This is a genomic window from Pseudomonas sp. MN1F, from assembly GCF_009391885.1.
Classification (GTDB): Bacteria; Pseudomonadota; Gammaproteobacteria; order Pseudomonadales; family Pseudomonadaceae; genus Aquipseudomonas.
The window spans coordinates 13,941-37,958 of the sequence record NZ_VZII01000003.1; the positions used below are offsets into that span (position 1 = coordinate 13,941).

Annotated in this window: 22 protein-coding genes and 1 pseudogene; 9 read left to right on the forward strand and 14 right to left on the reverse strand. The window is 62.5% G+C overall.

Translation table 11 applies throughout. From position 1 onward, the window contains the following. Nucleotides 1-54 precede the first annotated feature (54 nt). The gene (locus tag F6X59_RS00740) at nucleotides 55-1,227 is read left to right on the forward strand and encodes an MFS transporter (protein ID WP_152953942.1); all 1,173 of its coding nucleotides are present in this window, start codon (nucleotides 55-57) and stop codon (nucleotides 1,225-1,227) included. Here the strand turns inward: F6X59_RS00740 and F6X59_RS00745 are convergent. Next, nucleotides 1,224-2,150 carry a DMT family transporter gene (locus F6X59_RS00745; protein WP_152953943.1) on the reverse strand — a complete coding sequence of 309 codons (927 nt, stop codon included), beginning with the start codon at nucleotides 2,148-2,150 and terminating at the stop codon, nucleotides 1,224-1,226. The two genes, F6X59_RS00740 and F6X59_RS00745, sit on opposite strands and share 4 nt — an antisense overlap. A gap of 106 nt (nucleotides 2,151-2,256) precedes the next feature. Continuing rightward, entirely contained in the window at nucleotides 2,257-2,652 is a 396-nt protein-coding gene (locus F6X59_RS00750; protein ID WP_152953944.1) for a transcriptional regulator, read from the reverse strand. A 74-nt stretch (nucleotides 2,653-2,726) separates the two neighbouring features. Between F6X59_RS00750 and F6X59_RS00755 the strand changes: the two are divergent. Continuing rightward, nucleotides 2,727-2,873, forward strand: a pseudogene (locus tag F6X59_RS00755) (addiction module antidote protein); the annotation flags it as partial. Nucleotides 2,874-2,964: 91 nt separating this feature from the next. Here the strand turns inward: F6X59_RS00755 and F6X59_RS00760 are convergent. Together F6X59_RS00760 and F6X59_RS00765 are read right to left on the reverse strand one after the other, a co-directional pair. Further along, entirely contained in the window at nucleotides 2,965-3,219 is a 255-nt protein-coding gene (locus F6X59_RS00760) for a BrnA antitoxin family protein (protein WP_152953945.1), read from the reverse strand. Then, on the reverse strand, nucleotides 3,197-3,475 hold the full coding sequence (locus tag F6X59_RS00765; protein ID WP_152953946.1) for a BrnT family toxin: 279 nt from the start codon (nucleotides 3,473-3,475) through the stop codon (nucleotides 3,197-3,199). Before F6X59_RS00765 ends, F6X59_RS00760 begins: the two co-directional genes overlap by 23 nt. A gap of 253 nt (nucleotides 3,476-3,728) precedes the next feature. On the opposite strand from F6X59_RS00765, the gene F6X59_RS00770 reads away from it, so the two are divergent. Next, nucleotides 3,729-4,001 (forward strand): hypothetical protein, encoded by a 273-nt coding sequence (locus tag F6X59_RS00770; protein ID WP_152953947.1) that lies wholly within the window; start codon nucleotides 3,729-3,731, stop codon nucleotides 3,999-4,001. A 57-nt stretch (nucleotides 4,002-4,058) separates the two neighbouring features. Here the strand turns inward: F6X59_RS00770 and F6X59_RS00775 are convergent, their stop codons facing one another. Continuing rightward, nucleotides 4,059-5,420 carry a DEAD/DEAH box helicase gene (locus F6X59_RS00775; protein WP_152953948.1) on the reverse strand — a complete coding sequence of 454 codons (1,362 nt, stop codon included), beginning with the start codon at nucleotides 5,418-5,420 and terminating at the stop codon, nucleotides 4,059-4,061. 105 nt (nucleotides 5,421-5,525) lie between these two features. Here F6X59_RS00775 and F6X59_RS00780 point away from each other — a divergent pair, with 105 nt between their 5' ends. Continuing rightward, nucleotides 5,526-6,827, forward strand: a complete 1,302-nt coding sequence (locus F6X59_RS00780) for a mechanosensitive ion channel family protein (RefSeq protein WP_152953949.1) — start codon at nucleotides 5,526-5,528, stop codon at nucleotides 6,825-6,827. 39 nt (nucleotides 6,828-6,866) lie between these two features. Here F6X59_RS00780 and F6X59_RS00785 read toward each other — a convergent pair whose 3' ends face one another. The 6 genes from F6X59_RS00785 to F6X59_RS00810 form a co-directional block, all read right to left on the reverse strand. Continuing rightward, nucleotides 6,867-7,163, reverse strand: a complete 297-nt coding sequence (locus tag F6X59_RS00785; RefSeq protein WP_152953950.1) for a DUF3077 domain-containing protein — start codon at nucleotides 7,161-7,163, stop codon at nucleotides 6,867-6,869. Between the two features lie 96 nt (nucleotides 7,164-7,259). Beyond that, nucleotides 7,260-7,502 (reverse strand): hypothetical protein, encoded by a 243-nt coding sequence (locus tag F6X59_RS00790; protein WP_152953951.1) that lies wholly within the window; start codon nucleotides 7,500-7,502, stop codon nucleotides 7,260-7,262. 449 nt (nucleotides 7,503-7,951) lie between these two features. Continuing rightward, nucleotides 7,952-9,313, reverse strand: coding sequence for a cytosine permease (locus F6X59_RS00795; protein WP_372240267.1), 1,362 nt, complete (start codon nucleotides 9,311-9,313; stop codon nucleotides 7,952-7,954). A gap of 78 nt (nucleotides 9,314-9,391) precedes the next feature. Next, entirely contained in the window at nucleotides 9,392-10,267 is an 876-nt protein-coding gene (locus F6X59_RS00800; protein WP_152953952.1) for a carboxylate/amino acid/amine transporter, read from the reverse strand. A gap of 160 nt (nucleotides 10,268-10,427) precedes the next feature. Further along, nucleotides 10,428-11,027 carry an FMN-dependent NADH-azoreductase gene (locus F6X59_RS00805; protein ID WP_152953953.1) on the reverse strand — a complete coding sequence of 200 codons (600 nt, stop codon included), beginning with the start codon at nucleotides 11,025-11,027 and terminating at the stop codon, nucleotides 10,428-10,430. A 110-nt stretch (nucleotides 11,028-11,137) separates the two neighbouring features. Next, a complete protein-coding gene (locus F6X59_RS00810; RefSeq protein ID WP_152953954.1) occupies nucleotides 11,138-11,452 on the reverse strand; it encodes a 3-phosphoglycerate kinase in 315 nt (104 codons plus the stop codon). A gap of 48 nt (nucleotides 11,453-11,500) precedes the next feature. Between F6X59_RS00810 and F6X59_RS00815 the strand changes: the two genes are divergently transcribed. The 4 genes from F6X59_RS00815 to F6X59_RS00830 all read left to right on the forward strand — a co-directional run bounded on the left by F6X59_RS00815 (nucleotide 11,501) and on the right by F6X59_RS00830 (nucleotide 15,696). Continuing rightward, nucleotides 11,501-12,424 carry a LysR family transcriptional regulator gene (locus F6X59_RS00815; protein ID WP_152953955.1) on the forward strand — a complete coding sequence of 308 codons (924 nt, stop codon included), beginning with the start codon at nucleotides 11,501-11,503 and terminating at the stop codon, nucleotides 12,422-12,424. A gap of 13 nt (nucleotides 12,425-12,437) precedes the next feature. After that, nucleotides 12,438-13,250, forward strand: a complete 813-nt coding sequence (locus F6X59_RS00820; protein ID WP_152953956.1) for an alpha/beta fold hydrolase — start codon at nucleotides 12,438-12,440, stop codon at nucleotides 13,248-13,250. Continuing rightward, a complete protein-coding gene (locus tag F6X59_RS00825) occupies nucleotides 13,244-13,801 on the forward strand; it encodes a peptidylprolyl isomerase (protein WP_152953957.1) in 558 nt (185 codons plus the stop codon). Before F6X59_RS00820 ends, F6X59_RS00825 begins: the two co-directional genes overlap by 7 nt. Nucleotides 13,802-13,863: 62 nt before the next feature. Beyond that, the gene (locus F6X59_RS00830) at nucleotides 13,864-15,696 is read left to right on the forward strand and encodes an ABC transporter ATP-binding protein (RefSeq protein WP_152953958.1); all 1,833 of its coding nucleotides are present in this window, start codon (nucleotides 13,864-13,866) and stop codon (nucleotides 15,694-15,696) included. A 49-nt stretch (nucleotides 15,697-15,745) separates the two neighbouring features. Here the strand turns inward: F6X59_RS00830 and F6X59_RS00835 are convergent, their stop codons facing one another. Then, nucleotides 15,746-16,873 (reverse strand): GNAT family N-acetyltransferase, encoded by a 1,128-nt coding sequence (locus F6X59_RS00835; protein ID WP_372240268.1) that lies wholly within the window; start codon nucleotides 16,871-16,873, stop codon nucleotides 15,746-15,748. Nucleotides 16,874-17,134: 261 nt separating this feature from the next. On the opposite strand from F6X59_RS00835, the gene F6X59_RS00840 reads away from it, so the two are divergent. Beyond that, a complete protein-coding gene (locus F6X59_RS00840; RefSeq protein ID WP_152953959.1) occupies nucleotides 17,135-18,379 on the forward strand; it encodes a putative porin in 1,245 nt (414 codons plus the stop codon). A 141-nt stretch (nucleotides 18,380-18,520) separates the two neighbouring features. Here the strand turns inward: F6X59_RS00840 and F6X59_RS00845 are convergent, their stop codons facing one another. Both F6X59_RS00845 and hrpA read right to left on the reverse strand, forming a co-directional pair. After that, entirely contained in the window at nucleotides 18,521-19,642 is a 1,122-nt protein-coding gene (locus tag F6X59_RS00845) for a beta-ketoacyl-ACP synthase III (RefSeq protein WP_372240269.1), read from the reverse strand. A gap of 209 nt (nucleotides 19,643-19,851) precedes the next feature. After that, the gene (gene hrpA, locus F6X59_RS00850; RefSeq protein ID WP_152953961.1) at nucleotides 19,852-23,757 is read right to left on the reverse strand and encodes an ATP-dependent RNA helicase HrpA; all 3,906 of its coding nucleotides are present in this window, start codon (nucleotides 23,755-23,757) and stop codon (nucleotides 19,852-19,854) included. Nucleotides 23,758-24,018 lie beyond the last annotated feature (261 nt).

Below are 24,018 nucleotides of genomic sequence, written 5' to 3' on the forward strand. Positions count from 1 at the left end.
GTAAAAGCGCCCTAACCTGCCATCCATCGCATTGATTCGCGCAGGAGAGTCCTCATGTCGCCGCTCGTACAACTGCTGGCCAGCGCCGTGGCCCTGATGATGGCCATGGGCATTGGCCGCTTCGCCCTCACCCCGCAACTGCCGCAACTGATCGCCGAAGGCCAGTTCGACCTGACCGCCGCCGGGCTGGTGGCGGCAGCCAACTACCTGGGTTACTTTCTCGGCGCCGTGGACGCCATGTACGCCCGTCGGCCTAACCAGGTGAAACTGCGCCTGCACGGCGGCCTGTGGCTGTGCGTGCTGCTGACCCTGGCCTCCTGGGCTGCGCACGGCTTCTGGAGCCACCTGCTGCTGCGCTTCGGGACTGGCGTGGCCAGTGCCTGGGTGCTGGTGATGATCACCAGCCTCAGCCAGCAAGTCGCCAATGCCCACAATCGCCAGCGCCTGGGGGCGCTGGTGTTCGCCGGGCCTGGGCTGGGTATTGCGCTGACGGGTTTGCTGGCGTTGGCTGCGCACCTGCTGGGGCTTGGCTCGGCGGCACTCTGGTTGGTCTATGCCGTTGCAGCGCTGGTCATGCTGCTGGCCGTGCGCCCTTGGCTGCCTCGCGCCCTGCAACCTGCAAGGGTGCCCGCCGCCACGCAGCAGGGCCCGAGCCGCAGCGTCGGCATCGGTCGCCTGGGCCTGGTCTATGCCCTGTACGGTGTGGGCTACATCCTGCCGGCTACCTTCCTGTCGCAAATGGCCAACCAGCAGTTTCGCGGCAACTGGATGGCCGACCTGTTCTGGCCTGCATTCGGCCTGGCGGCAGCGCTGGGTGTGGTACTGGTAAGCCTGCGCCGGGCAGGCCATACATCGGCCTGGCTGACGGTCACCCTGTGGTTGCAAGGGTTAGGGGTGCTGGCCTGCCTGATGGGCGGTGGCGTTGGCCTGGCCCTGGGCGTGGTGCTGTGCGGCGGGCCCTTCCTGGCGTGCATGCAGCTGGTAATGCAGCGCTCGCGGGAACTGGCGCCGCATGCCACGCAGCGCAACGCCGGGCTGCTGACCGCGTGCTTTGCCCTGGGGCAGTTGAGCGGGCCATTGCTGGCGGCGCTGAGCAACCACTACAGCGGGAGTTTGCAGCCGGCGCTGGTGCTGGCTGCAGTGGGCCTGGGGGTGGCGGGCGTGCTGGTGCTGAGCCGGGGACGCAGCCTGCAGGGTTGCCAGGCTGCGCCGCAGAGCGCCGCTTAACCCACAAACTTGCGCAGTTGCTGTTTCACCCAAGGCTCGGCACTCACCAGGATTACCCCCAGCAGCACCATCAACGCCCCCAATACGAAGTTCGCACTCAACGGCTCGCCCAACAGGACCACGCCAAAGGTCACGCCAAACAACGGCGTGATGAACGAAAACACCGCCAGGTTGGAGGCCAGGTACTTGCGCAACAACCAGAACCAGGTCAGGTAGCTGACAAACGACACCACGATCCCCTGGAACAGCACACTGCCCACCGCCAGCGGCGTCAATGTCACTTCACCGACCTGCCCACTGACCAGGGCGATCAGCAGCAAGCCGGCAAAGCCCACCGCCAACTGGTAGAACAAGGTCAAGGTGGCGGGCGCCTCCGAAAGGCGCGAGACACGTACCACCACCGTGGTCGCGCCCCAGGCCAGCCCGGCGAGCACGCCAAAGGCGTCGCCCAGCAGCATCCGCCCATCCATTTCGGCGAACGACAGGCCGCCAGCAAAGGCCACTGCAATTCCGCCGAAGGCCAGCAGAATGCCCAGCCACTGCAACAACCGCAGCCGCTCGCTGGGCAACATGAAGTGCAGGCCCAGCGCCGTAAACACGGGCGCGGTATAGAGGAACACCGACATGTGCGCTGCGGAAGTCAGCTTCAGGCCTTCGGCGATGAACAGGAACTCCAGCCCGAACAATCCACCGGCCACGAGCCCTGCCCGCCAGGTACTGCCCACCTGTTCCCAGCCGCCGCGCCAGCAGATCATCAACCCCACCAGCACAGCGGCGATGCAATTGCGCAGGGCGGCCTGCATCACCGGTGCAATATCCACCGCCGCCGTCTTGATCAGCACCTGCTGGCAGCCCCAGATCAGGCACAACCCCAACATCACCTGGAAGGCAAAGGCGTCAGGATTCTTGCGGGCCGCGCTCATGGGCGGGCCTTTTCGGTGGTCGAGGGCATCGGCAAGGTCTCGGCAGTAATCAAGGAATACCGATTATCGGGTTTCCTGGCCCGCCCGTGCCAGCCTCAAAACGACCTCAAGCGATCTGGGCCTTGGCCGACACCTGCTCGAAGGTGGTTTCATCCAGCCCGTCTTCCTGCTCATCGAGCACCTGGCGCGGGTGCTCGAAGCCGGGGATGCTGCTGTCGATCAGGCTGAGCAACCGCGAACCACGCTCGGTGAGCACGAAGTTTTCGCCATTGCCGCCGTCTTCTTGCTCACGGCTTTCGATGAAACCGCGCTCGAACAGCAGCTTTTCGTACTCGCAGGCACGGGTTTTCAGGTGGTCCAGGTCACCCACCGGCTGGCCCTTGGCAGCCAGCGCGGCAGCGTGCTGCTCGGCATAGGGGCGTGGCGTGAAGCTGTGACCGGCGCCGTTCTGCACCTCGTGCAGCAAACGCTCGATCAGGTCCCAGTCGTAGGTGCTGCTCATGGAGAGGGTCTCCTGCTGTGGACAAAGGGGGTACACAGGTTGGGACCGGTTGGCAGGCGGGAGTGTTCCAAAAGAGTGAGCTGGCAAAAGAGACCGGGCTTTCTCGTGAGCAGCTTTATCGCTCCTTCAGCGAGCATGGCAAGCCGACTCTGAAATCCTTTTTGGTCGTGATGAAGGCGCTGGGTATCGAAATGACTGCCAAACCGCATGTGGCCCATTGATACTCCAACAAAAGCTCAATCACTCCCCTGTCTGACGCCGCTCATGGACAAGGTTTCCGAAAAGGCTCGGATGTAAGCGCTGCGAAACCTATCAGCGCTGGCGTAGTTGTGCTTGCATGTACTGACGCAGCAGGTGGTTTATCCGGGTCTGATATCCAGCCCCCTGCTCCTTGAACCAGGCAAGAACATCAGAGTCCAGGCGTATGGTAACCGTCTGCTTGGCTGGAACTCGCAGTTCGGCCTCGCGGAAGAAGTCTTCTCCAAGCTCGGGGATATCAGAGGTATCGATATCCTTGTCGCCCTGTTGAGCCAGGCGGCTCCAATCAGTTTTCGATGCTTTGGTCATAATGTTTGGCCTCCCATCTGGTGGCTTTTCGCGCAGAGATGATGCGAATGACGTCACCCTGCCTTTCTGTGTACACGACCACACCTATCAAGCATTTCAGCCAGCCCAGGCTGACCCAGCGTTCCTCATCGTGGTCCGGACAATCATCCCGACGAATCAGCATCGGGTGGTTGAACATATCCGGAACATCGCAGAAATCGATGCCGTGCTTGCGGATGTTGATCTCGTTCTTCGCATCGTCCCATTCAAAAAACATGGGACGCTCCGTATTTACAGTTGTACATACGATACCTCCTGATCGGAGGCAAGACTAGGGGCCAACCGCAAGCCCTTCAATAGCCAATGGAGGGTTTAGGAAAAGGACTACAGCTTGTGACTGAATCGGACATGCGGCTTCGCCTGAGCGGGCGGCGTGTGAATCATGGGGCGCTGGCCGAAAGTCGTCGACGCTGAACCAATCGTTGCAAACAGACCTCCACCAGACATCATCACCGCAGGAGGTAAAACGGATGAAATCGCTGCTGCGCATTGCCTGTGTCACAACCCTGTGCTGCGCCCTGCCCGCCTGGGCCTGCACGCCGGAAGAGGCGACTCAGAAACGTGAAGAGCTGGCCGGGCTGGTCAGTCAACTGACTGAACAAAACCCGCAGAAGGCCAAGGAGATCAATGCTGAGCTCCAGGGAATGGAGCTGGGGACGGCGAGCAAGGACTTGCCCGACAAGTGTCAGCTGATCGACAAAAGGATCAAGGAACTGAAGGAAGCTGAGAAAAAAGCTGAGTGAGCCATGAAGGCTGATGGGCCTAGCGCCGGCAAGCCGGCGCTAGGCCCTTGACCAGACTTACTCAGCCGCCGGCTTGCGCTTCTTCAGCGGGGCCAGGCCATCGGCGCTGGCCAGTGGCGCATTCGGCCGTGGCTTGGCGGTCGGCTTGCGCTTGGCGGCGGCCTTCTTCTCGCCAGTCTTCTTGTCGCCCTTCTTCTTCTTGGCACCCACCGCCTTGCCCGAAGCCTTGACCTTCTTCGGCCCGCTGTAGGTGCCTTTGACTTCCTTGATCACCCGGCGCTCGAACTGCTGCTTGAGGTAGCGCTCGATGCTGGACATCAGGTTCCAGTCATTGTGGGTGATCAGCGAAATCGCCAGGCCTTCGCCACCAGCACGGCCGGTACGGCCCACACGGTGCACGTACTCGTCACCGCTGCGTGGCATGTCGAAGTTGATCACCAGGTCCAGGCCGTCGATGTCCAGGCCGCGGGCCGCCACGTCGGTGGCCACCAGCACCTTGGAGCTGCCCTGCTTGAAGCGCTCGATGGCCAGCTTGCGGTCCTTCTGGTCTTTCTCGCCGTGCAGCACGAAGGCCTTCACGTCCTTGGCCACCAGGTGACCGTAGATGCGGTCGGCCAGGGCGCGGGTGTTGGTGAAGATGATCGCCTTGTCGAAGGTCTCGTTGGCCAGCAGCCACTGCACGATCTGCTCTTTGTGCTGGTCGTGGTCAGCGGTGATGACCTGCTGGCGGGTGCCTTCGGCCAGCTGCGAGACGCTGTTGAGCATCAGGTGCTCAGGGTCTTTCAGGACCTTGCCGATGATGTCGCGCAGGGCCGCACCACCGGTGGTGGCGGAGAACAGCAGGGTCTGCTCGCGGTTCTCGCACTCCTTGCACAGGCGCTCCATGTCTTCGGCGAAGCCCATGTCGAGCATGCGGTCGGCTTCGTCGAGGATCAGCACCTGCACGTGGGACAGGTCGAGGTTGCCGGCGTTGAGCTGTTCGAGCAGGCGGCCTGGGGTGCCGATCAGCACGTCCGGCACCTTGCGCAGCATGGCGGCCTGCTCCTTGAAGTCTTCACCGCCGGTGACCAGGCCGGCCTTGATGTAGGTGAACTGCGAGAACAGCTGCACTTGCTTGAGGGTCTGCTGGGCCAGCTCGCGGGTCGGCAGCAGGATCAGCGAGCGGATTTCGACACGCCCGCCTTTCAGGTCGACCAGGCGGTTGAGCAGCGGCAGGACGAACGCCGCGGTCTTGCCGCTGCCGGTCTGCGCGGTCACACGCAGGTCGCGCCCTTGCAGGGCCAGGGGGATGGCCGCGGCCTGCACCGGGGTTGGCTCGACAAATTTAAGCTCGGCCACGGCTTTAAGCAGGCGTTCATGCAGGGCGAATTGGGAGAACACGGAGGTAACCTCAGGCAAGTGCGGGAAATTCAGTTGCATAGGGTAACGTTTTCTGCCGCCTTAGCCGAATTTCTTTTGGCAACTTCGTCGGCTTCCGCGCTCTAATGGCGCTTCGTTTCGCTGTAAAAGACCGGTTACAAGCTTATGGACATCCAACGCATCTGGCGTGACAGCCTCGACCTGTGGGGCACCCTCGACCAACATCCACTCTTGCATGCCGCGATCGGCCTGGCCGTGCTGCTGCTGATTTCACTGGTGCTCGGGCGCCTGGCGCGCTTCCTGGTGCTGCACAGCGCCCGCCTGCTGGCGCGGCAGTCGGCGCTGAAGTGGCTGGACGACCTGCGCCACAACAAAGTCCTCCATCGCCTGGCCCAGACCATCCCGTCGCTGGTGATCCAGTTCGGCCTGAAGCTGGTGCCGGAGCTGTCCGACACCGCCCAGCACTTCCTCGGCAACCTCGCCCTGGCCTTCACCCTGCTGTTCATGACCATGGCCCTGTCGTGCCTGCTCGATGCCCTGCTGGACATCTACGCCCGCACCGAACATGCCCGCACCCGCTCGATCAAGGGCTACGTGCAACTGGCCAAGATGATGCTGTGGATCTTCGCCTCGATCGTCATCGTCGCCACCTTGATCGACCGCTCGCCACTGTTGCTGCTGTCGGGCCTGGGTGCGATGTCGGCGGTGCTGCTGTTGGTGTACAAGGACACCCTGCTGTCGTTCGTCGCCAGTGTGCAGCTGACCAGCAACGACATGCTCCACGTGGGCGACTGGATCGAAATGCCGCAGGTGGGTGCCGATGGTGATGTGGTCGATATCACCCTGCACACCGTGAAAGTACAGAACTTCGATAAAACCATCGTTTCGATCCCGACCTGGCGCCTGATGAGCGAGTCGTTCCGCAACTACCGCGGCATGCAGCAGTCCGGTGGCCGGCGCATCAAGCGCAGCCTGTTCATCGATGCCGCAGGCGTGCGCTTTCTAACTCCAGATGAGGAACAGCGCCTGAGCCAGGTGAGCCTGCTGGGCGACTACCTGGCCGGCAAGCGCCAGGAGCTGCAGCGCTGGAACGAGGCGCTGGGGCCAGTGCCAGAGCTTTCGGCCAACCGCCGCAAGCTGACCAATATCGGCACCTTCCGCGCGTTTGCCCTCGCCTACCTGAAGAACCACCCCAACGTGCACCCGAACATGACCTGCATGGTCCGGCAGATGCAGACCACCGCCGAAGGCGTGCCGCTGGAGATCTACTGCTTTACCACCACCACGGTGTGGGCCGATTACGAGCGGATCCAGGGGGATATCTTCGATTACCTGCTGGCGGTGTTGCCGGAATTCGGCTTGAGCCTGTACCAGCAGCCGAGTGGCAATGACATGCGCGTGGGGCTGGCGGGGCGCGCGGCACCCGAGCCGATGCCGCGCCGCCTTGAAGAAATGCACGAAGTCTGAGATTGCCGGGGCTGCGTTGCAGCCCCTTCACAAAGCCGCTCAGAGTGGAACGGCGGGACTACGGTTTTCAGAGGTTTTCATCATGCCCAGTTCGGCATCATCGAGCAGAGCCTTGGCCATGGCGCAAAGGTAGTGCGAGGCCCAAAGTAGCTGGGGTTTATCTTCCATCAGGCCGTCGATGGACAGGTCCCGGGCATAGCCCATCAGTTCTGAGGCTTGTTCGCGGGCGCTTTGGCAAGGAATGCCAGGTTCGATACGAAATAGTGGATGAGTCTGGTTTTCACCTTGGTAGAAGGTGGTTTTGCCGACAGTGAATTTCGTTTCTTCAGTGGCCATTAATTCATCTCCCTGAATTTGTAGATGCCTGGGATGCCCCGATTGCCGGCAAGCCGGGCTCACACAAGGGCAGCCTCAGGCAAATCATGATGCGGCTTAATGCAATGTCTGTGGGTCCGCTGGCTTTTGGACTTGAGCCAGCGCAGATTCGAGCAATCTGCGAAGGGTTTCCAGTTCGTGCATCGACGTCATCATCAACACCGAGACGGGGGATTTCGGCTGCATCAATACGGCTTGCTGGGCGACGGCCTCTGCGCATAACGCGTAGTCCGCTGCCATCAGCAGCGTGTCTTCCAGGGCGTGGAGATTGTAGGGTGGATCGGGGACTACCTTCAGCATGGTGTAACCCTCAATTTGTGGTTGGGGACTACCGCCATTTGCTGTCAAACAAAGGGTGGCAGCTGTGCACGGGTTGACAGACCGGTCAAATTGAGAAACCCGGCGCACCCGAAGGCGCCCCACGCACAGCCACCATTGAAGGCAAAGCTATGGATTGCAATTTGAGTCGGCCTGTCAAAGCCGGTCGTTGAATGACAACGACCGGCCGAGACTAGTGGCCAACCCGAAACTGCACAATGGGCCGCAGTATCTTTGGGAAATGCCCTACAAGAAAGGGGCAAAATCTGATTTTTTTAGCTGTTAGGCGTAACAGCATGTAACGTTTCCAAGCCATGCGAACAGCTGCGCTACGGTACGCCCTGCTCTTCGAAGTCTGTCTCTGCAAGTGGAAGTTTGAGTTTGCCGGGGCTGCGTTGCAGCCCCTTCTCTCTCAAGGCCGAGTCAAATGCCTAGTTTGCCAAAAGCGGTTTGCTTTCACGGGCGTTGACCATGCAATACAGCGCGCCGGCCAGGATCAAGCCCATCGCCCAACTGATATCCGCCCCCAGCCACTCGGCCACGAAGCCCGTGTAGAACGACAGCTTCATGAACGGGATGGTACCGATGATCGACACCGCATACACCGCCAGGCTTCGACGATTGAAGCAGCCGTAAGGGCCCTTGGCGTCGTACAGCGCCCCCACGTCATACTGGCCCCGGCACACCCAGTAGTAATCCACCAGGTTGATCGCGCTCCAAGGGATCAACAGGTACAACTGGCCGATCAGGATGTCAGCAAAGAACGTATCGAAATTGTATTGGGTAGCGATGGCAATCAGCGTTGCCGCAGCGGTAAGGCCCGCCATCACCAGCGCCTTGGCAGTCGCGGTCACGCGCCTGATGGTCTTGAAAGCACCGAAGATCGTGACCGACGACATGTAGGCGCTGTACAGGCACAGGACGTTGTACTGGATCACCCCCAGCGCAATCACGGCCAGTGCCAACGGCGCCCACGGGCCAAACAACCCGGCAATCGCCGTCGCAGGGTCATGCCCCAGTGCCGAGGGTAGCGCCACGGCCACCAGCGCGCCCAACGCCATCATGGCGAAGGAGCCCAGCGCACAACCGCAATAGGTGGCCCAGAACGTGGCGCGCGGGTTGACGTTGGCCGGCAGATAGCGCGAATAATCCGCCACATAGGGGCCATAGCCCAACGTCCAGGAGGCGGCCTGGGCCACGATCAGGTTGAAGGCGGTGAACGAAAAGCCCGTCGTCACTGCCGTCGTGCCTGCCATGTCGCCAGGGTGCAGCAGGATCAGCACCAGGGCGCCGGCAAACACCAGCGTGGACAGCAGGCTCATCCACGCCCCCAGGCGGTGGATCAGTTCGTAACCGACAAAACCGATGATGAAGGTCAGCACGCCGACCACCACGATGGCCTGGTCGTCGCTCATGGGCACCAGCGCCTGCACGGCGTTACGCATCAGCACGCCGCTGGCGGCAAGGAACAGTACAGCGGCCGTGACCATCACCAGCAACGGCAGCGCCGCGCCATGGACACCGAACTGGGCGCGGCTCTGGATCATCTGTGGCACGCCCAGGTGCGGCCCCTGGGCAGAGTGCGCGGCCATGAACACGGTGCCGATCAGGTTACCGACCAACAGGCCCAGCAAGGTCCAGGCAAAACTCAGCCCCGATGCAACGCCCAGGGTGCCGACCATCAGTGCGGTTATCTGGAAGTTGGAGCTGAACCAGATGGTGAACAATCGTTTAGGCGTGCCATAACGCTCAGCGTGTGGGACGAATTCGATACTTCGCGTTTCTAGCTTCACGCCGGTCTCCCGATTTTATTTTCATGATTATCGGGTAGGCGCCGGCCAGGTTTGGGTTCATTAGCGAACGCGTCTTAGCTAGCTGCGCCATGCCTTGCTTGATAACGTCAGGTTACCCAGGCGGCTCATCCACACCGACGCCAGGATCACCGCCCCGCCGATGAGCAGCCTGCCCAATGGCTCGTGCTGGTTCCAGATGAGCAAATTGAGCAGTAACCCGACCGGTACATGCAGGTTGTTCATTACCGCCAGCGTAGCGCCAGAGACTAGGCACGCGCCCTTGTTCCACCAGTACAAGCCCAGCGCCGTCGGGCACAGGCCGAGGAACAGCAGCACCAGCCATTGCACCTGGGTGGTCGGCAGGTGCTGGGCATTGCCGAACAGCAGGAAGGCCGGCAGCACCACAATCAGTGCGCCCAGGTAGAAGTAGCCGAAGCGCTTGTAATGCGGCAGGTCGCTGGGGTGGCGGGCAACCAGATGGCGGTACAGCACCTGGCCGGCGGCGTAGGTGAAGTTGGCCAGTTGCAGCAGCAGGAAGCCGATGAAGAAGTCGCCGCTGATGCTGTCGAAGCGGATCACCCCGGCCCCCGCTACCGCCACCAGGGCAGCGAGCAGCGCCCAGGGGTTGAAGCGCCGGTTCAGGGCGTCTTCGATCAAGGTCACGTGCAACGGCGTGAGAATGGTGAACAGCAGTACCTCGGGCACGGTCAGCACACGGAAGCTCAGGTACAGGCAAACGTAGGTGATGCCGTATTGCAGCGCGCCGATCAGCAGCATCGAGCGCAGGAAGCGCGGCTCGACCTGGCGCCAGCGGGTCAGCGGCAGGAATACCAGGCCCGCCAGCACCACGCGGGCGAGCACGGCGAAGTAGCTGTCGACGTGCCCGGCCAGGTACTCGCCGATCAGGCTGAAGGAAAACGCCTGGATCAGCGCGACGATTATCAGGTAGCCCATGGTTGCCTCTCGTGGATCAAGGGCGCGACCTTAGCGGGTTGCGCCGAATCAGTTCAACCATGAGGAATGTGGGGCCGAAATAAAAAAGCCCGGCCATCAGGCCGGGCAGCTACACCCAAAGGAGCAAAAACAGGTGTCAGGGATGGGAATTCGTTGAACCTCAGGCCACCGCAGCCAGCTTGGCCTTGGCCTGGTTCAGGCCCTTTTCGTGGAACTCGCCACTCATGTTCAGGCCTTCGGCATGGATGAAGTCGACATCGTGAATACCGATGAAGGCCATCACCTGGCGCAGGTACGGTTCCTGGTGGTCGCTGGTGGCACCGGCATGGATGCCGCCACGGGCAGTCAGGACAATGGCGCGCTTGCCGGTGAGCAGGCCTTGCGGGCCGGTCGGGGTGTATTTGAAGGTGATGCCGGCACGCAGTACGTGGTCCAGCCAGGCCTTGAGGGTGCTGGGGATGGTGAAGTTGTACATCGGTGCGGCCATCACCAGCACGTCGGCTGCCAGCACTTCATCGGTCAGCTCGTTGGAACGGGCCAGGGCCTCCAGTTCGGCGGCGCTGCGCTGTTCTTCAGGCTTCATCCAGCCGCCCAGCAGGTTGGCATCCAGGTGCGGCACCGGGTTCACCGCCAGGTCACGTACCGTGATCACGTCGGCCGGGTGCGCCGCTTGCCACTGCTGGATGAAGTCGCGAGTCAGTTGACGGGAAACGGAATCCTGCTGGCGGGCGCTGCTTTCGATGATCAGTACGCGGGACATGGGGTGCCTCCATCGGCAAAAAGGGTTGCGATTCGATGGAGGTGAGATTAAGGCTTGACCTATCGATAAAAAAGCGTAAAAAGTGGGTTCAATCTATCGATTAATCAGTTTTATTGCGCTTTGCAGTCCAGCGCGATACGCAGCTTGATGATCTGCCGATTGAAATTCGCCGTCACATCGACGCTTTTACCGGCCGGCACGTTGACCCGGCGCACTCGCGGCGCCTCGGGCCCGTTGCGGAATGTCACCTTGCAGGCCGCCGGCACTTGCCCATAGTTGTTCAGGGTAATGGAGCCGATATCGTAGGCCGTGTCGTAGGTGGTGTAGTCCAGCTTGACCCCGGTCAGGTCCTTCTCCACGTCGATGGGGTAAGCCATGGCCCCAAGGGGCAGGCACATCAAAATTGCCGCACAACATTTCTTCATGGGGCGCTCTCCTTGAAAGAGCGCAGCTTAGGACAACAGGAGCCAAACATGAAAGCGCCGCGCGTGACCCTGGATCAGTGGCGGACCTTGCAGGCAGTGGTCGACCATGGCGGATTTGCCCAGGCCGCCGAAGCTCTGCACCGCTCGCAATCGTCGGTCAGCTACACCGTGGCACGCATGCAGGAGCAACTGGGGGTGCCGCTGCTGCGCATCGATGGCCGCAAGGCCGTGCTGACCGAGGCCGGCAGTGTGCTGCTGCGCCGTTCGCGGCACCTGGTCAAGCAGGCCAGCCAGCTGGAAGACCTGGCGCACCACATGGAGCAAGGCTGGGAGGCCGAGGTGCGCCTGGTGGTCGATGCCGCCTACCCCAGCGCCCGCCTGGTGCGTGCCCTGGCTGCATTCATGCCGCAGAGCCGTGGTTGCCGGGTGCGCCTGCGTGAGGAAGTGCTGTCCGGCGTCGAGGAGGTGATGCACGAAGGCATCGCCGACCTCGCCATCAGCAGCTACAGCATCGGCGGCTACCTGGGCACCGAATTGAGCTCGGTGGAGTTCGTTGCCGTCGCCCACCCCGAGCACAGCCTGCACCGCCTGGGCCGTGAGATCACCTTCCAGGACCTGGAAAGCCAGCTGCAGGTGGTGATCCGCGACTCCGGCCGCGCCCAGCCACGCGATGTCGGCTGGCTTGGCGCCGAGCAGCGCTGGACGGTCGGCAGCCTGGGCACCGCCGCCACCTTCGTCGGCAGCGGCCTGGGCTTTGCCTGGTTGCCGCGGCACATGATCGAGCGTGAGCTGCTCGACGGCGTGCTCAAGCCGTTGCCGCTCGATCAGGGTGGCAGCCGCCACCCACTGTTCTACCTTTATTCGAGCAAAGAGAAGACCCTGGGCCCGGCTACGCAGATTCTCATCGACCTGCTGCGCAATTTCGACACCGCGCCACTGGACGTGCCCTTCGCAGCCCCCCCACAAGCCTGAGAGGACCGCGCCCATGGCCTATTTCGAACATGAAGGATGCTCGCTGCATTATCAGGAATACGGCCAGGGCGAACCCTTGGTGCTGCTGCACGGCCTGGGCTCCAGCAGCCAGGACTGGGAGCTGCAGATTCCCGAGCTGAGCCGCCACTACCGGGTGATCCTCATGGACATCCGCGGCCACGGCCGCTCCGACAAGCCCCGCGACGGTTACCACATCGCCACCTTCAGCGAAGACCTGCTGGCCCTGCTCGAACACCTGCAGACCGGCCCGGTGCACTTTGTCGGCCTGTCCATGGGTGGCATGGTCGGTTTCCAGTTCGCCGTGGACCACCCGCACTGGCTGCGCAGCCTGTGCATCGTCAATAGCGCCCCGGAGGTCAAGCGCCGCACCCGCAGCGACTGGCTATGGTGGCTCAAGCGCTGGGGCCTGGCGCGCATCCTCAGCGTCGAGACGGTCGGCCAGGGCCTGGCCGCCAGGCTGTTCCCCAAGCCCGGGCAAGCCGACCTACGCAAGAAGATGGCCGAACGCTGGGCACGCAACGACAAGCGCGCCTACCTCAAGAGCTTCGACGCCATCGTCGACTGGGGCGTGCAGGAACGCATCGGGCAGATCGACTGTCCGACGCTGGTGATTGCCGCCGACCACGATTACACCCCGATACACCTGAAGGAGCGCTACGTCGCCCTGATGCCCCACGCCAGGCTGGTAGTCATCGACGATTCCCGGCACGCTACCCCCCTCGATCAACCCGAGGTCTTCAACCAGACCCTGTTGCAGTTCCTCGCAGCCGCTTCCACCTCTCAAGGATCATTGAGCCCATGCTGAAAAAACTCCTGCTCACCGCCTGCTCGGTCGCCTTCGCCACCAGCGTCATGGCTTCCGACAAGACCCCGCACGTACTGCTGGACACCAGCTTCGGCCAGGTCGAAATCGAGCTCAACGCCGAGAAGGCGCCGGTCAGTACCAAGAACTTCCTGGCGTACGTTGACAGCGGCTTCTACAACAACACCATCTTCCACCGCGTGATCCCGGGTTTCATGGTCCAGGGCGGCGGTTTTACTGAGCAGATGGTGCAGAAAGACACCAAGGACCCGATCAAGAACGAGGCCAGCAACGGCCTGCAGAACACCCGCGGCACCCTGGCCATGGCGCGCACGTCCAACCCGAACTCGGCCACCAGCCAGTTCTTCATCAACGTGGCCGACAACGACTTCCTCAACCCGGGGCGCGACGCCGGTTACGCCGTGTTCGGCAAAGTGACCAAGGGCATGGAGGTGGTCGACCAGATCGTCAACTCGCCAACGACCGTGAAGAAAGGCATGCGCGACGTGCCGACCGACCCGGTGTTCATCAAGTCCGCCAAACGCATCGACTGACCACAGGTTTCACAGGGACGTGAAACCTTCCGGGGTCGGGTAGCACAGGAGTCTTGTCACCCATGCTGTACCGCCGTTTCGAGCAACTGATCGACATCTTCCGCGACGCGCCCAGCGAGTCGCCGCCCGGCCAGGTCTGGCCGTTTTATCTGTACTACCTGCGCCAGGTGTGGCCGAGCTTTCTCGCCCTGCTGGTGGTGGGCCTGTTCGCCTCGCTGATCGAGGTGGCGATGTTCAGCTACCTGAGCCGCATCATCGACCTGGCCCAGGGCACGCCCAACGCCAACTTCTTCAGCGAGCACAGCGGCGAACTGATCTGGATGCTGGTGGTGATCCTGCTGCTGCGGCCGGTATTCTTCGGCCTGCACGACCTGTTGGTGCACCAGACCATCAACCCCGGCATGACCAGCCTGATCCGCTGGCAGAACCACACCTATGTGCTCAAGCAGAGCCTGAATTTCTTCCAGAGCGACTTCGCCGGGCGCATCGCCCAACGCATCATGCAGACCGGCAACTCGCTGCGCGACTCCGCCGTGCAGGCAGTGGATGCGCTGTGGCACGTGCTGATCTACGCCATCACCTCGCTGGTGCTGTTCGCCGAGGCCGACTGGCGCCTGATGCTGCCACTGCTGGTGTGGATCGTCGGCTACATCGCCGCGCTGTACTACTTCGTGCCACGGGTGAAGGAACGTTCGGTGATTTCCTCCGATGCCCGCTCCAAGCTGATGGGGCGGATCGTCGATGGCTACACCAACATCGCCACCCTCAAGCTGTTCGCCCACACCGACTACGAACAGCAGTACGCCCGCGAAGCGATCCGCGAACAGACCGAGAAAACCCAGCTGGCCTCCCGCGTGGTCACCAGCATGGACGTGGTCATCACCACCCTGAATGGCCTGCTGGTCGTCGCTACCACCGGCTTGGCGCTGTGGCTGTGGAGCCAGTCGCTGATCACCGTCGGTGCCATCGCCCTGGCTACCGGCCTGGTGATCCGCATCGTCAACATGTCGGGCTGGATCATGTGGGTGGTCAACGGCATCTTCGAAAACATCGGCATGGTCCAGGACGGCCTGCAGACCATCGCCCAGCCGGTCACCGTCACCGACAAGCCCCAGGCGCCGCCACTCAAGGTCAGCCGCGGGGCGGTACGCTTCATTGATGTGGACTTCCACTATGGCAAGGCCGCCAACGTGATCGAAGGGCTCAACCTGGACATCCGCCCGGGCGAGAAGATCGGCCTGATCGGCCCGTCCGGCGCCGGCAAGTCAACCCTGGTCAACCTGCTGCTGCGCCTGTACGACGTGCAGGGCGGGCGCATCCTGATCGACGGCCAGGACATCGCCGAGGTCAGCCAGGCCAGCCTGCGTGCACAGATCGGCATGATCACCCAGGACACCTCGCTGCTGCACCGTTCGATCCGCGACAACCTGCTGTATGGCCGCCCCGGCGCCAGTGAAGCGGCGCTGCACGAAGCCGTGCGCCGGGCGCGGGCCGACGAGTTCATTCCGCAGTTGTCGGATGCCCAGGGCCGCACCGGCTTCGATGCCCATGTTGGCGAACGTGGCGTGAAACTGTCAGGCGGCCAGCGCCAGCGCATCGCGATTGCCCGGGTGCTGCTGAAGAATGCGCCGATCCTGATCATGGACGAAGCGACGTCGGCGCTGGACTCGGAAGTTGAAGCGGCAATCCAGGAAAGCCTGGAGACGCTGATGCAAGGCAAGACGGTGATCGCCATTGCCCACCGGCTGTCCACCATCGCCCGCATGGACCGCCTGGTGGTGCTGGACAAAGGGCGGATCGTCGAGAGTGGCAGCCACAGTGAGCTGCTGGAACAGCGGGGGCTGTATGCCCGCTTGTGGCATCACCAGACCGGGGGCTTTGTCGGGGTCGACTGAGCCCTGTTCCGGCCCTATCGCCAGCTTGCCGGCGATAGGGTCAGACATCTCAATCCTTGCGGTAAGGCAGCATCCCCCTGGCCTCCTCGGCATACCCCCGCACCCCTTCCCGCTCCTGCTGCAGAAAATCCTCCACCGCCCGCCGCAACCCCGGATGCAGCAGGTAATGCCACGACCGCGTCAGCACCGGCTCGAAGCCGCGAATCAGCTTGTGCTCACCCTGCGCCCCGGCGTCGAAACGCTGCAGCCCTTCGGCAATCGCAAAGTCCATGCCCTGGTAGAAGCAGGTCTCGAAATGCAGCCGGTCGAACTCATCCAGGCAGCCCCAGTAACGGCCAAACAGGCTGTCGCCCCCAATCAGGCTCAAGGCCATGGCCACATCACGCCCGCCCTGGCGCGCCATCACCACCCGCACCGCCTCGGGCATGCGCTCGGCCAGCAGGCTGAAGAACTCCCGTGTCAGATAAGGTGAACGCCTGCGCACCGCATAGGTATTGGCATAGCAAAGGAACACAAAATCCCACTGCGCCTCGTCCAGCTGGTCGCCGCGATACCAGCGGAAATCGATGCCCTGCCCCGCCACCTGCTCACGCTCCTTGCGCATCTGCTTGCGCTTGCGTGAGCTGAGGCTGTCGAGAAAGTCCTGGAAGTCGCGATAACCGTGGTTGCGCCAGTGGAACTGGCAGCCCAGGCGCTCCATCCAGCCCGGCAGGCCGGCCATCTGCGCATCCAGCTGCGGGTCGGTGAAATTGATGTGCGCCCCGGACAAGCCACCTTTACCCAGGTACTCGGGCAACGCCTGCAGCATCAGCAGGCCATCGGCAGGGTCGGCCGCCAGCAGGCGCGGCCCGCTGACCGGGCTGAACGGCACGGCACCGAGCAATTTGGGGTAGTAGGCGATGCCGGCACGCTCGCAGGCATCGGCCCAACCGTGATCGAACACGTACTCGCCATACGAATGCCATTTGCGATACGCCGGCAGCAGCGCACGCACCTGCCCGTCACGCTCCAGCACCAGGTGTTCGGCTGCCCACCCAGTGTTGCGGGCAACACTGCCGCTGTCTTCCATGGCACTGAGAAAGGCATGGCGCAGGAACGGTTGGCCAGGGGGGACCAGGGCATCCCAGGTCGCCGCTGGCAGGTCACGCAGATGGGCAAGGCTGTAGAGACTGGTCACGTTTTCGACTCGCTATGCAAGGCCATCAGTATCAGCCAACAGAGGCCTGTCGCTCAAATGAGGATCGGCCCGTTTCGCCGTTCATTCTCAATTACTTAACAGCAGTGCCACTAATCAGACATTAATCTGTCATTGCCCCCCGCAATACTTGCGCCTGTTTTCCGGAACCCTAGAACCTGTCTAGTCAGGCCCTTTCCGAAGACATGCCAACATGGGGGTGGGCGCTGAGCCTCCCCAAATTTTTCAAGTAGGGAGAACCTTATGCGTCTTGTTTCTACACTTACCGGAGTGAGCCTCACCGGCATGATGCTGGCTCTGAGTACTCCGGCCAGTGCGGCCGTCGACGCCAAGCTGCTCGAAATGCTCCGCGCCAATGGCTCGATCAACCAGGCGCAGTACACCGAACTGCAAGGCGAACTGGCAAAAGAAACCAAGGAAAAGGCCGACCAGAAAGCTCAGTCCGAACGTATGAGCTCTTTCGAACAAAAAGTGGCATGGGCCGCCAAGACCCAGATCAAGGGTGATGTCCGCCTGCGTTACGAAGACGTCAACGTCGACAACCCGATCGCCCGCAGCGGCAACCAGGACCGCGAACGCGTCCGTGCCCGCGTCGGCTTCTACAGCGAGATCAACCCACAGGTCGACGCTGGCGTGCGCGTGGCCACCGGCAGCAGCTCCGATGCCCGCTCGACCAACCAGAGCCTGGACAACTACTTCGACAAGAAGCAGCTGTGGGTCGACCTGGCCTACCTCGACTGGCACCCGACTGCCGTGCCTAACCTGCACCTGATCGGCGGCAAGATGATGCAGCCATGGGTGAGCATGGGCGACATCATCTGGGACAGCGACATCAACCCGGAAGGCGTGGCGCTCACCTACAAGACCAACGCCGGCCCGGCCGAAGTGTTCGGCAGCATCGGCCACTACAACCTGAAGGACAACGTCGACGGCGATGGCGTGCAGTACAAGCACGACGCACAGCTGTACGCTGCCCAGCTGGGTACCAAGTTCAACGCGGCTGACACCGTCAAGGTCACCGTCGGTGCCAGTATCTATGGCTACGACAACGACAAGTCCTCGGCTGTCCTGGCTTCGCTGGGCAACACCACCAACGAGTTCCAGCTCGTGGAAGGTTTCGGCCAGCTCGATTTCACCGGTTTCGCCATCCCGCTGTCGACTTACGGCCAGTACGTGAAGAACACCGAAAGCACCGATGGCAAGGACACCGCCTGGCTGGCAGGCCTGAAGTCCAAGATCGGCGCCTGGAGCCTGGACTACAACTACCGCGACGTACAGCGTAACGGTGTAGTCAGCCTGTTCACCGACTCTGACTTCGGCAACGGTTTCACCGGTTCGCGCGGTCATAAATTCAAGGTCGGTTATGAAATCGACAAGAACTTCGGCGTCGGCGCGGCCTACATGATGGCCAAGACCGACTACTCCAACCTGCCTGACAGCAATGCCAGCGTAGATACCCTGCAGGTGGACCTGGAAGCCAAGTTCTAAGCTGCAAGCTCGTCTGCTTCACTCTGAGGCGGGAAATGCCGACCCCATCCGGCGTTTCCCGCCTTTTTTCTGCCTGCCAGAAATGCCTCCGGCCCTATCGCCGACAAGCAGGCGATAGGGCCGGTACAGTTATTACGAGAATCAGCGTTTACGCAGAATCACACTACCAATCGAGTATCCCGCACCAAACGAGCTCAAGACACCCAGCGACCCTTCGGCCAGGTCATCCTGGTACAGGTGGAAGGCAATCACCGAGCCCGCCGAACTGGTGTTGGCATATCGGTCGAGAATCACCGGTGCCTCTTCCTCGCTCACCTCACGCCCCATCAGCTTCTTGACGATCAGGTGGTTCATGCTCAGGTTGGCCTGGTGCAGCCAGAAGCGCTTGACGTCGGACGGCTGCAGGTTGTTTTCGCCCAGGTGCTTGCCGATCAGTTCGGCGACCATCGGGCACACTTCGCGGAACACCTTGCGCCCTTCTTGCACGAACAGTTTGTCTGGCGCGCCGATACCCTCTTCCGCCGCACGGTTGAGGAAGCCGAAGTTGTTGCGGATGTTATTGGAGAACGCGGTCTGCAGCTTGGTGCCCACGATGTCGAACTGGTGCGCCGACGTGGCTTTGTCGGCACGCTCGACCAGCACCGCCGTGGCGGCGTCACCAAAGATGAAGTGGCTGTCGCGGTCGCGGAAGTTCAGGTGCCCCGTGCAGATTTCCGGGCTGACCACCAGCAGTGCGCGGGCCTGGCCCAGTTGCACGCTGTTGGCAGCGGTCTGGATACCGAAGGTGGCCGACGAGCAGGCCACGTTCATGTCGAAGGCGAAGCCGTCGATGCCCAGTGCCTGTTGCACTTCGATGGCGATGGCCGGGTAAGGGCGCTGCAGGTTGGAGCAGGCGACGATCACCCCGTCTACATCCGCCGGAGTACGACCGGCGCGTTCCAGTGCCTGGCGTGCAGCGGCCACGCCCATTTCGCAGAGGATCGACTGCTCGTCATTGGAACGCTCCGGCAGGCGCGGCTTCATGCGCTGCGGGTCAAGGATACCGGCCTTGTCCATGACGAACCGGCTCTTGATACCCGAGGCCTTTTCGATGAAGGCAGCGTCGGACACAGGGGCTGCTTCGATTTCGCCACGCTCGATGGCGGCAGCGTTGTCCTGGTTGTACTGTTGCGACCAGGCGTTGAAGGAGGCCACCAGTTCTTCGTTGGAAATGCTCTGGGCCGGGGTATACAGGCCGGTGCCGCTGATCACGACGTTATGCACGATTGATCCTCTGCTCAAAGGCCATCGCCACGGGGCGCTGGCCGGGAATATGACAGAATAATGGCACTTTAGTACCAGTTTTACGGCGAGGGTTGCGCCCTCGATCGCGGATGAATCCGCTCCTGCAGAATGGCGCAGGAGCGGATTCATCCGCGATGGGCCGCAAAGCGGCCCTCAAATTCCCTGAAGTGTGCCACAAATCAAGGAAGTTAGCCTTCCACCTGGCTCCACTGCTTGCTCAATCTCTTGTCGGAAATCGGCACCTTGGTGCCCAACTGCTGGGCAAACAGCGACACCCGATACTCCTCCAGCAACCAGCGGTACAAGGTCAGTTGCTCATCGCGCTTGCCTTCCTGGGCATGCTTGTCGGCCCGTGCCTTGTATTGCGCCCACAGGTTGCCCAGCTCGCCGCTCCACACCCGGTCCTTCTGCACCTGGGACCCCAGCTTCTCCAGGCGCAGCTCCACCGCCTTGAGGTAGCGCGGCAACTCCTTGAACCACACTGCCGGGGTCTCGCGCACGAAGCCCGGATAGACCAGGTTGGCCAGCTGTTGCTTGATGTCGTTCAGCGCCACCGCCTGACTCAGGTCGATCTTGCCCTTGAAGCGCTTCTGCAAGCCGTGCCACAGCGTGAGCACTTCCAGCGTCTGGCGGGCCAGGCGTTCGGCATATTCGGCCCAGCTGCCACGCTTGCGCTCGGCCAGCCCGGCCAGGGCTGCACCGTCCCGCGGCAAAGTGGCCTCACCGTCGAGGATGCAGCTGTCCAGACTCGCCAGCAGAATGTCCTCGACCAACGCTTCGACACGGCCCAGCTCGCGGTACAGCAGGCCCAGCTGGGTCAACCCCGGCAGCTTGCCGCGCAAGAATTTGGCAGGCTCGGCCAATTGCTGCAGCAACAGGCGCTGCAAGGCGCGACGGTGCTGGAACTCGGCTTCGGCCTGGGTCGAGAAGCGGCCTTCGCGCACGGTGCCGTTCTCTTCCACCAGCGCCGGGTACACGGTCATCGACAGGCCGGCGATGCTCTGCTGGGCGGTCTGCTTGACCTCGCTGAAGGCCTTGGCCTGCACCGGCTGCTCGCTCTTCTCGGAACGCGGCACGGCCAACGCTGCCTGGCTGGCGGCGGCAAAGCGGGCGGTCAGCTCGGCCAGGTCACGGCCTTCGCCGAGGAACTTGCCCTGGCCATCGACCACTTCGATGTTCATGCGCAGGTGGCCTTCGACCAGGTTGACCGACTCGGCCCAGGCCTCATCGGAAACCCGCGCGCCGGTCATGCGCAGCAACTCCTGGCCCAGTGCCTGGGGCAACGCGCCCTGGCCGAAGGTCATGCGCGCCAGCGAGGCCTTGACGAAGTCCGGCACCGGCACGAAGTTCTTGCGCAGGGCCTTGGGCAGGTTGCGCACCAGCGCCACGCACTTGGCTTCCAGCAGGCCCGGCACCAGCCACTCCAGGCGCTCGCCTGGCAGGCTCGGCAGCAACGGCGCCGGCACCCGCACGGTCACGCCGTCACGCGGGTGGCCCGGCTCGAAGTGATAGGTCAGCGGCAGGCGCAGCTCGCCCACCTGCATGCTGTCAGGGTACTGCGCGGCAGTGACTTCGCTGGCCTCGCGGGCCAACACGTCTTCTTCGCGCATGATCAGCAGGTTCGGGTCCTTCTGGCTGGTCATGCGGTACCAGGCATCGAAGGTCGCGGTCTGATGAATCTCCGCTGGCAAGCGTGCTTCGTAGAAGGCGTAGAGGGTTTCTTCATCGGCGAGAATGTCGCGCCGACGGGCCTTGGCCTCCAGCTCGTCGAGCTGTTCGAGCAGGCGCTTGTTCGCGGCCAGGCATTTGGCCTTCGACTGGATTTCACCGCCAACCAGGCCCTCGCGAATGAACAGTTCACGCGAGGTGACCGGGTCGATCGGGCCAAAGTGCACCGGGCGGCGACCGACCAGGATCAGGCCATACAGGGTGATCTGCTCATAGGCCACCACTTGCCCGCGCTTTTTCTCCCAGTGCGGCTCGAAGTGGTTCTTCTTGATCAGGTGGGTGGCCAGCGGCTCGATCCAGTCAGGCTCGATCCTGGCGACCATGCGCGCATACAGCTTGGTGGTTTCTACCAGTTCGGCGGCCATCACCCACTGCGGGCGCTTGCGGCCGATGCCGGAAGACGGATGCACCCAGAAGCGCCGCTGGCGGGCTCCCTGGTAATCGCCCTCTTCGGTCTTGTGGCCGATCTGGCTGAGCAGGCCGCTGAGGATTGCCTTGTGCACCTTCTGATAGTCGGACGGCTCTTTGTTGACCGTCAGTTGCAATTCGCGGCAGATCAGCGACAACTGGCGATGGGCATCGCGCCACTCGCGCAGGCGAAGATAGTTCAGGAAATTCTTGCGGCACCAGTTGCGCAGCGGGCTGGCCGTGAGCGCCTGGCGCTGCTCTTCGAAGCCCCGCCACAAATTGACCAGCGCAGCGAAATCGGTATCGGCGTCCTTCCACTGCGCATGGGCCTGGTCGGCGGCCTGCTGGCGCTCCGGTGGGCGCTCGCGTGGGTCTTGCACCGACAGTGCACTGGTGACGATCAGCACTTCCTGCAGGCTGCCCTGGCGCGCACCTTCGAGCAGCATACGGCCCAGCCGCGGGTCGATCGGCAGGCGCGCCAGTTGGCGGCCGATCGGCGTCAGCTGGTTCTCGCGGTTGACCGCCGACAGCTCCTGCAACAGGTTGAAGCCGTCACTGATAGCCTTGCCATCTGGCGGCTCGATGAACGGGAAGGCATCGATCGCGCCCAGGCGCAGGTGCAGCATCTGCAGGATCACCGCCGCCAGGTTGGTGCGCAGGATCTCGGGGTCGGTGAAGGCCGGTCGGCCGTTGAAGTCTTCTTCGCTGTACAGCCGAATGCAGATGCCCGGCTCGACCCGGCCGCAACGGCCCTTGCGCTGGTTGGCACTGGCCTGGGACACGGCCTCGATCGGCAGGCGCTGGACCTTGGCGCGGTAGCTGTAACGGCTGATGCGCGCGGTGCCGGTGTCGATCACGTAACGGATGCCGGGCACAGTCAGCGAGGTTTCTGCGACGTTGGTGGCGAGCACCACGCGGCGCCCGGTGTGTGACTGGAAAATGCGCTGCTGCTCGGCCGGCGACAGGCGCGCATACAGCGGCAGGATCTCGGTGTGGCGCAGTTGCGCCTTGCGCAGAATCTCTGCGGCATCGCGGATTTCCCGCTCGCCCGGGAGGAACACCAGCACATCACCGGGGCCTTTGCCCACGCTGCGCTCGTGCTGGGCGATCTCGTCGAGGGTGGCGAGGATCGCCTGGTCGACGGTCAGGTCGTCCTCGACCTGGTTGCCCTCCTCGTCCTGTTCGCTGGTCAGCGGGCGATACCAGGTTTCAACCGGGAAGGTACGCCCGGACACCTCGATGATCGGCGCGTTGTCGAAGTGCTTGGAAAAGCGCTCCAGGTCGATGGTCGCCGAGGTGATGATCAGCTTCAGGTCCGGGCGGCGGTGCAGCAGGGTTTTCAGGTAGCCGAGCAGGAAGTCGATGTTCAGGCTGCGCTCGTGGGCTTCGTCGACGATGATCGTGTCGTAGCGTTCGAGAAAACGGTCGTGCTGGGTTTCGGCCAGGAGGATGCCGTCGGTCATCAGCTTGACCAGGGTGTTGGCATCGCTCTGGTCTTCGAATCGCACCTGGTAGCCGACCAGCCCACCCAATGGCGTGCCGAGCTCTTCGGCAACCCGTGCGGCAACACTGCGCGCAGCAATGCGCCGCGGCTGGGTATGGGCGATCAGGCCATGGCTGCCACGGCCCAGTTCCAGGCAAATCTTCGGCAACTGGGTCGTCTTGCCCGAACCGGTTTCGCCGGCGATCACCAGCACCTGGTTTTCAGCCAGGGCTTTCTTGATCTCGTCACGCTTGGCGGCAATCGGCAGGCTGTCATCGTAGCGGATCTGCGGCACGCTGTTCTGACGTGCGGTGACCTGGGCGCAGGATGCCTGGACCTTTTCCACCCACTGCGCCAGCTTGGCCTCGTCGGGGCGCTTGCGCAGTTCATGCAGCTGCCGGCGCAGGCGGTGGCGCTCGGCGATCATGGCGTGGTCGAGGTTTTGCAGCAGTTTGTCGATGGCTTGGTCAGTCATGGGGCTTTTTAGTGATGCAGGTGGGCCTGCTTTTTCATGATCGGCATTCGAAGGATGCGCGATTGTCGCAGATTTGCCGGCTCTCTGCTGGCTGGACGAATGTTTAGCCAGGAGCGATGTGAAGGTTGCCATTCACTGCTTTAATCAACCTTACGCCGCATGTGAGTATCAAAGGCATGACTCCCGTCCAGACCATCGCCCCACCGTCGCCCCGCCCTTCGCTCGCGAAGGCCCGGTCCCGCGCCGGTGAAAATCCGCTGG

Excerpts from the sequence above, each read along its gene's own strand:
- F6X59_RS00770 (WP_152953947.1), top strand. The coding sequence starts at position 3,729 with ATGAAATCGCTGCTGCGCATTGCCTGTGTCACAACCCTGTGCTGCGCC.
- F6X59_RS00815 (WP_152953955.1), top strand. The coding sequence starts at position 11,501 with ATGAAAGCGCCGCGCGTGACCCTGGATCAGTGGCGGACCTTGCAGGCA.
- F6X59_RS00750 (WP_152953944.1), bottom strand. The coding sequence starts at position 2,652 with ATGAGCAGCACCTACGACTGGGACCTGATCGAGCGTTTGCTGCACGAG.
- F6X59_RS00780 (WP_152953949.1), top strand. The coding sequence starts at position 5,526 with ATGGACATCCAACGCATCTGGCGTGACAGCCTCGACCTGTGGGGCACC.
- hrpA (WP_152953961.1), bottom strand. The coding sequence starts at position 23,757 with ATGACTGACCAAGCCATCGACAAACTGCTGCAAAACCTCGACCACGCC.
- F6X59_RS00775 (WP_152953948.1), bottom strand. The coding sequence starts at position 5,420 with ATGCAACTGAATTTCCCGCACTTGCCTGAGGTTACCTCCGTGTTCTCC.
- F6X59_RS00765 (WP_152953946.1), bottom strand. The coding sequence starts at position 3,475 with ATGTTTTTTGAATGGGACGATGCGAAGAACGAGATCAACATCCGCAAG.
- F6X59_RS00830 (WP_152953958.1), top strand. The coding sequence starts at position 13,864 with ATGCTGTACCGCCGTTTCGAGCAACTGATCGACATCTTCCGCGACGCG.
- F6X59_RS00820 (WP_152953956.1), top strand. The coding sequence starts at position 12,438 with ATGGCCTATTTCGAACATGAAGGATGCTCGCTGCATTATCAGGAATAC.
- F6X59_RS00810 (WP_152953954.1), bottom strand. The coding sequence starts at position 11,452 with ATGAAGAAATGTTGTGCGGCAATTTTGATGTGCCTGCCCCTTGGGGCC.
- F6X59_RS00840 (WP_152953959.1), top strand. The coding sequence starts at position 17,135 with ATGCGTCTTGTTTCTACACTTACCGGAGTGAGCCTCACCGGCATGATG.
- F6X59_RS00740 (WP_152953942.1), top strand. The coding sequence starts at position 55 with ATGTCGCCGCTCGTACAACTGCTGGCCAGCGCCGTGGCCCTGATGATG.
- F6X59_RS00825 (WP_152953957.1), top strand. The coding sequence starts at position 13,244 with ATGCTGAAAAAACTCCTGCTCACCGCCTGCTCGGTCGCCTTCGCCACC.
- F6X59_RS00760 (WP_152953945.1), bottom strand. The coding sequence starts at position 3,219 with ATGACCAAAGCATCGAAAACTGATTGGAGCCGCCTGGCTCAACAGGGC.
- F6X59_RS00805 (WP_152953953.1), bottom strand. The coding sequence starts at position 11,027 with ATGTCCCGCGTACTGATCATCGAAAGCAGCGCCCGCCAGCAGGATTCC.
- F6X59_RS00800 (WP_152953952.1), bottom strand. The coding sequence starts at position 10,267 with ATGGGCTACCTGATAATCGTCGCGCTGATCCAGGCGTTTTCCTTCAGC.
- F6X59_RS00745 (WP_152953943.1), bottom strand. The coding sequence starts at position 2,150 with ATGAGCGCGGCCCGCAAGAATCCTGACGCCTTTGCCTTCCAGGTGATG.
- F6X59_RS00785 (WP_152953950.1), bottom strand. The coding sequence starts at position 7,163 with ATGGCCACTGAAGAAACGAAATTCACTGTCGGCAAAACCACCTTCTAC.
- F6X59_RS00790 (WP_152953951.1), bottom strand. The coding sequence starts at position 7,502 with ATGCTGAAGGTAGTCCCCGATCCACCCTACAATCTCCACGCCCTGGAA.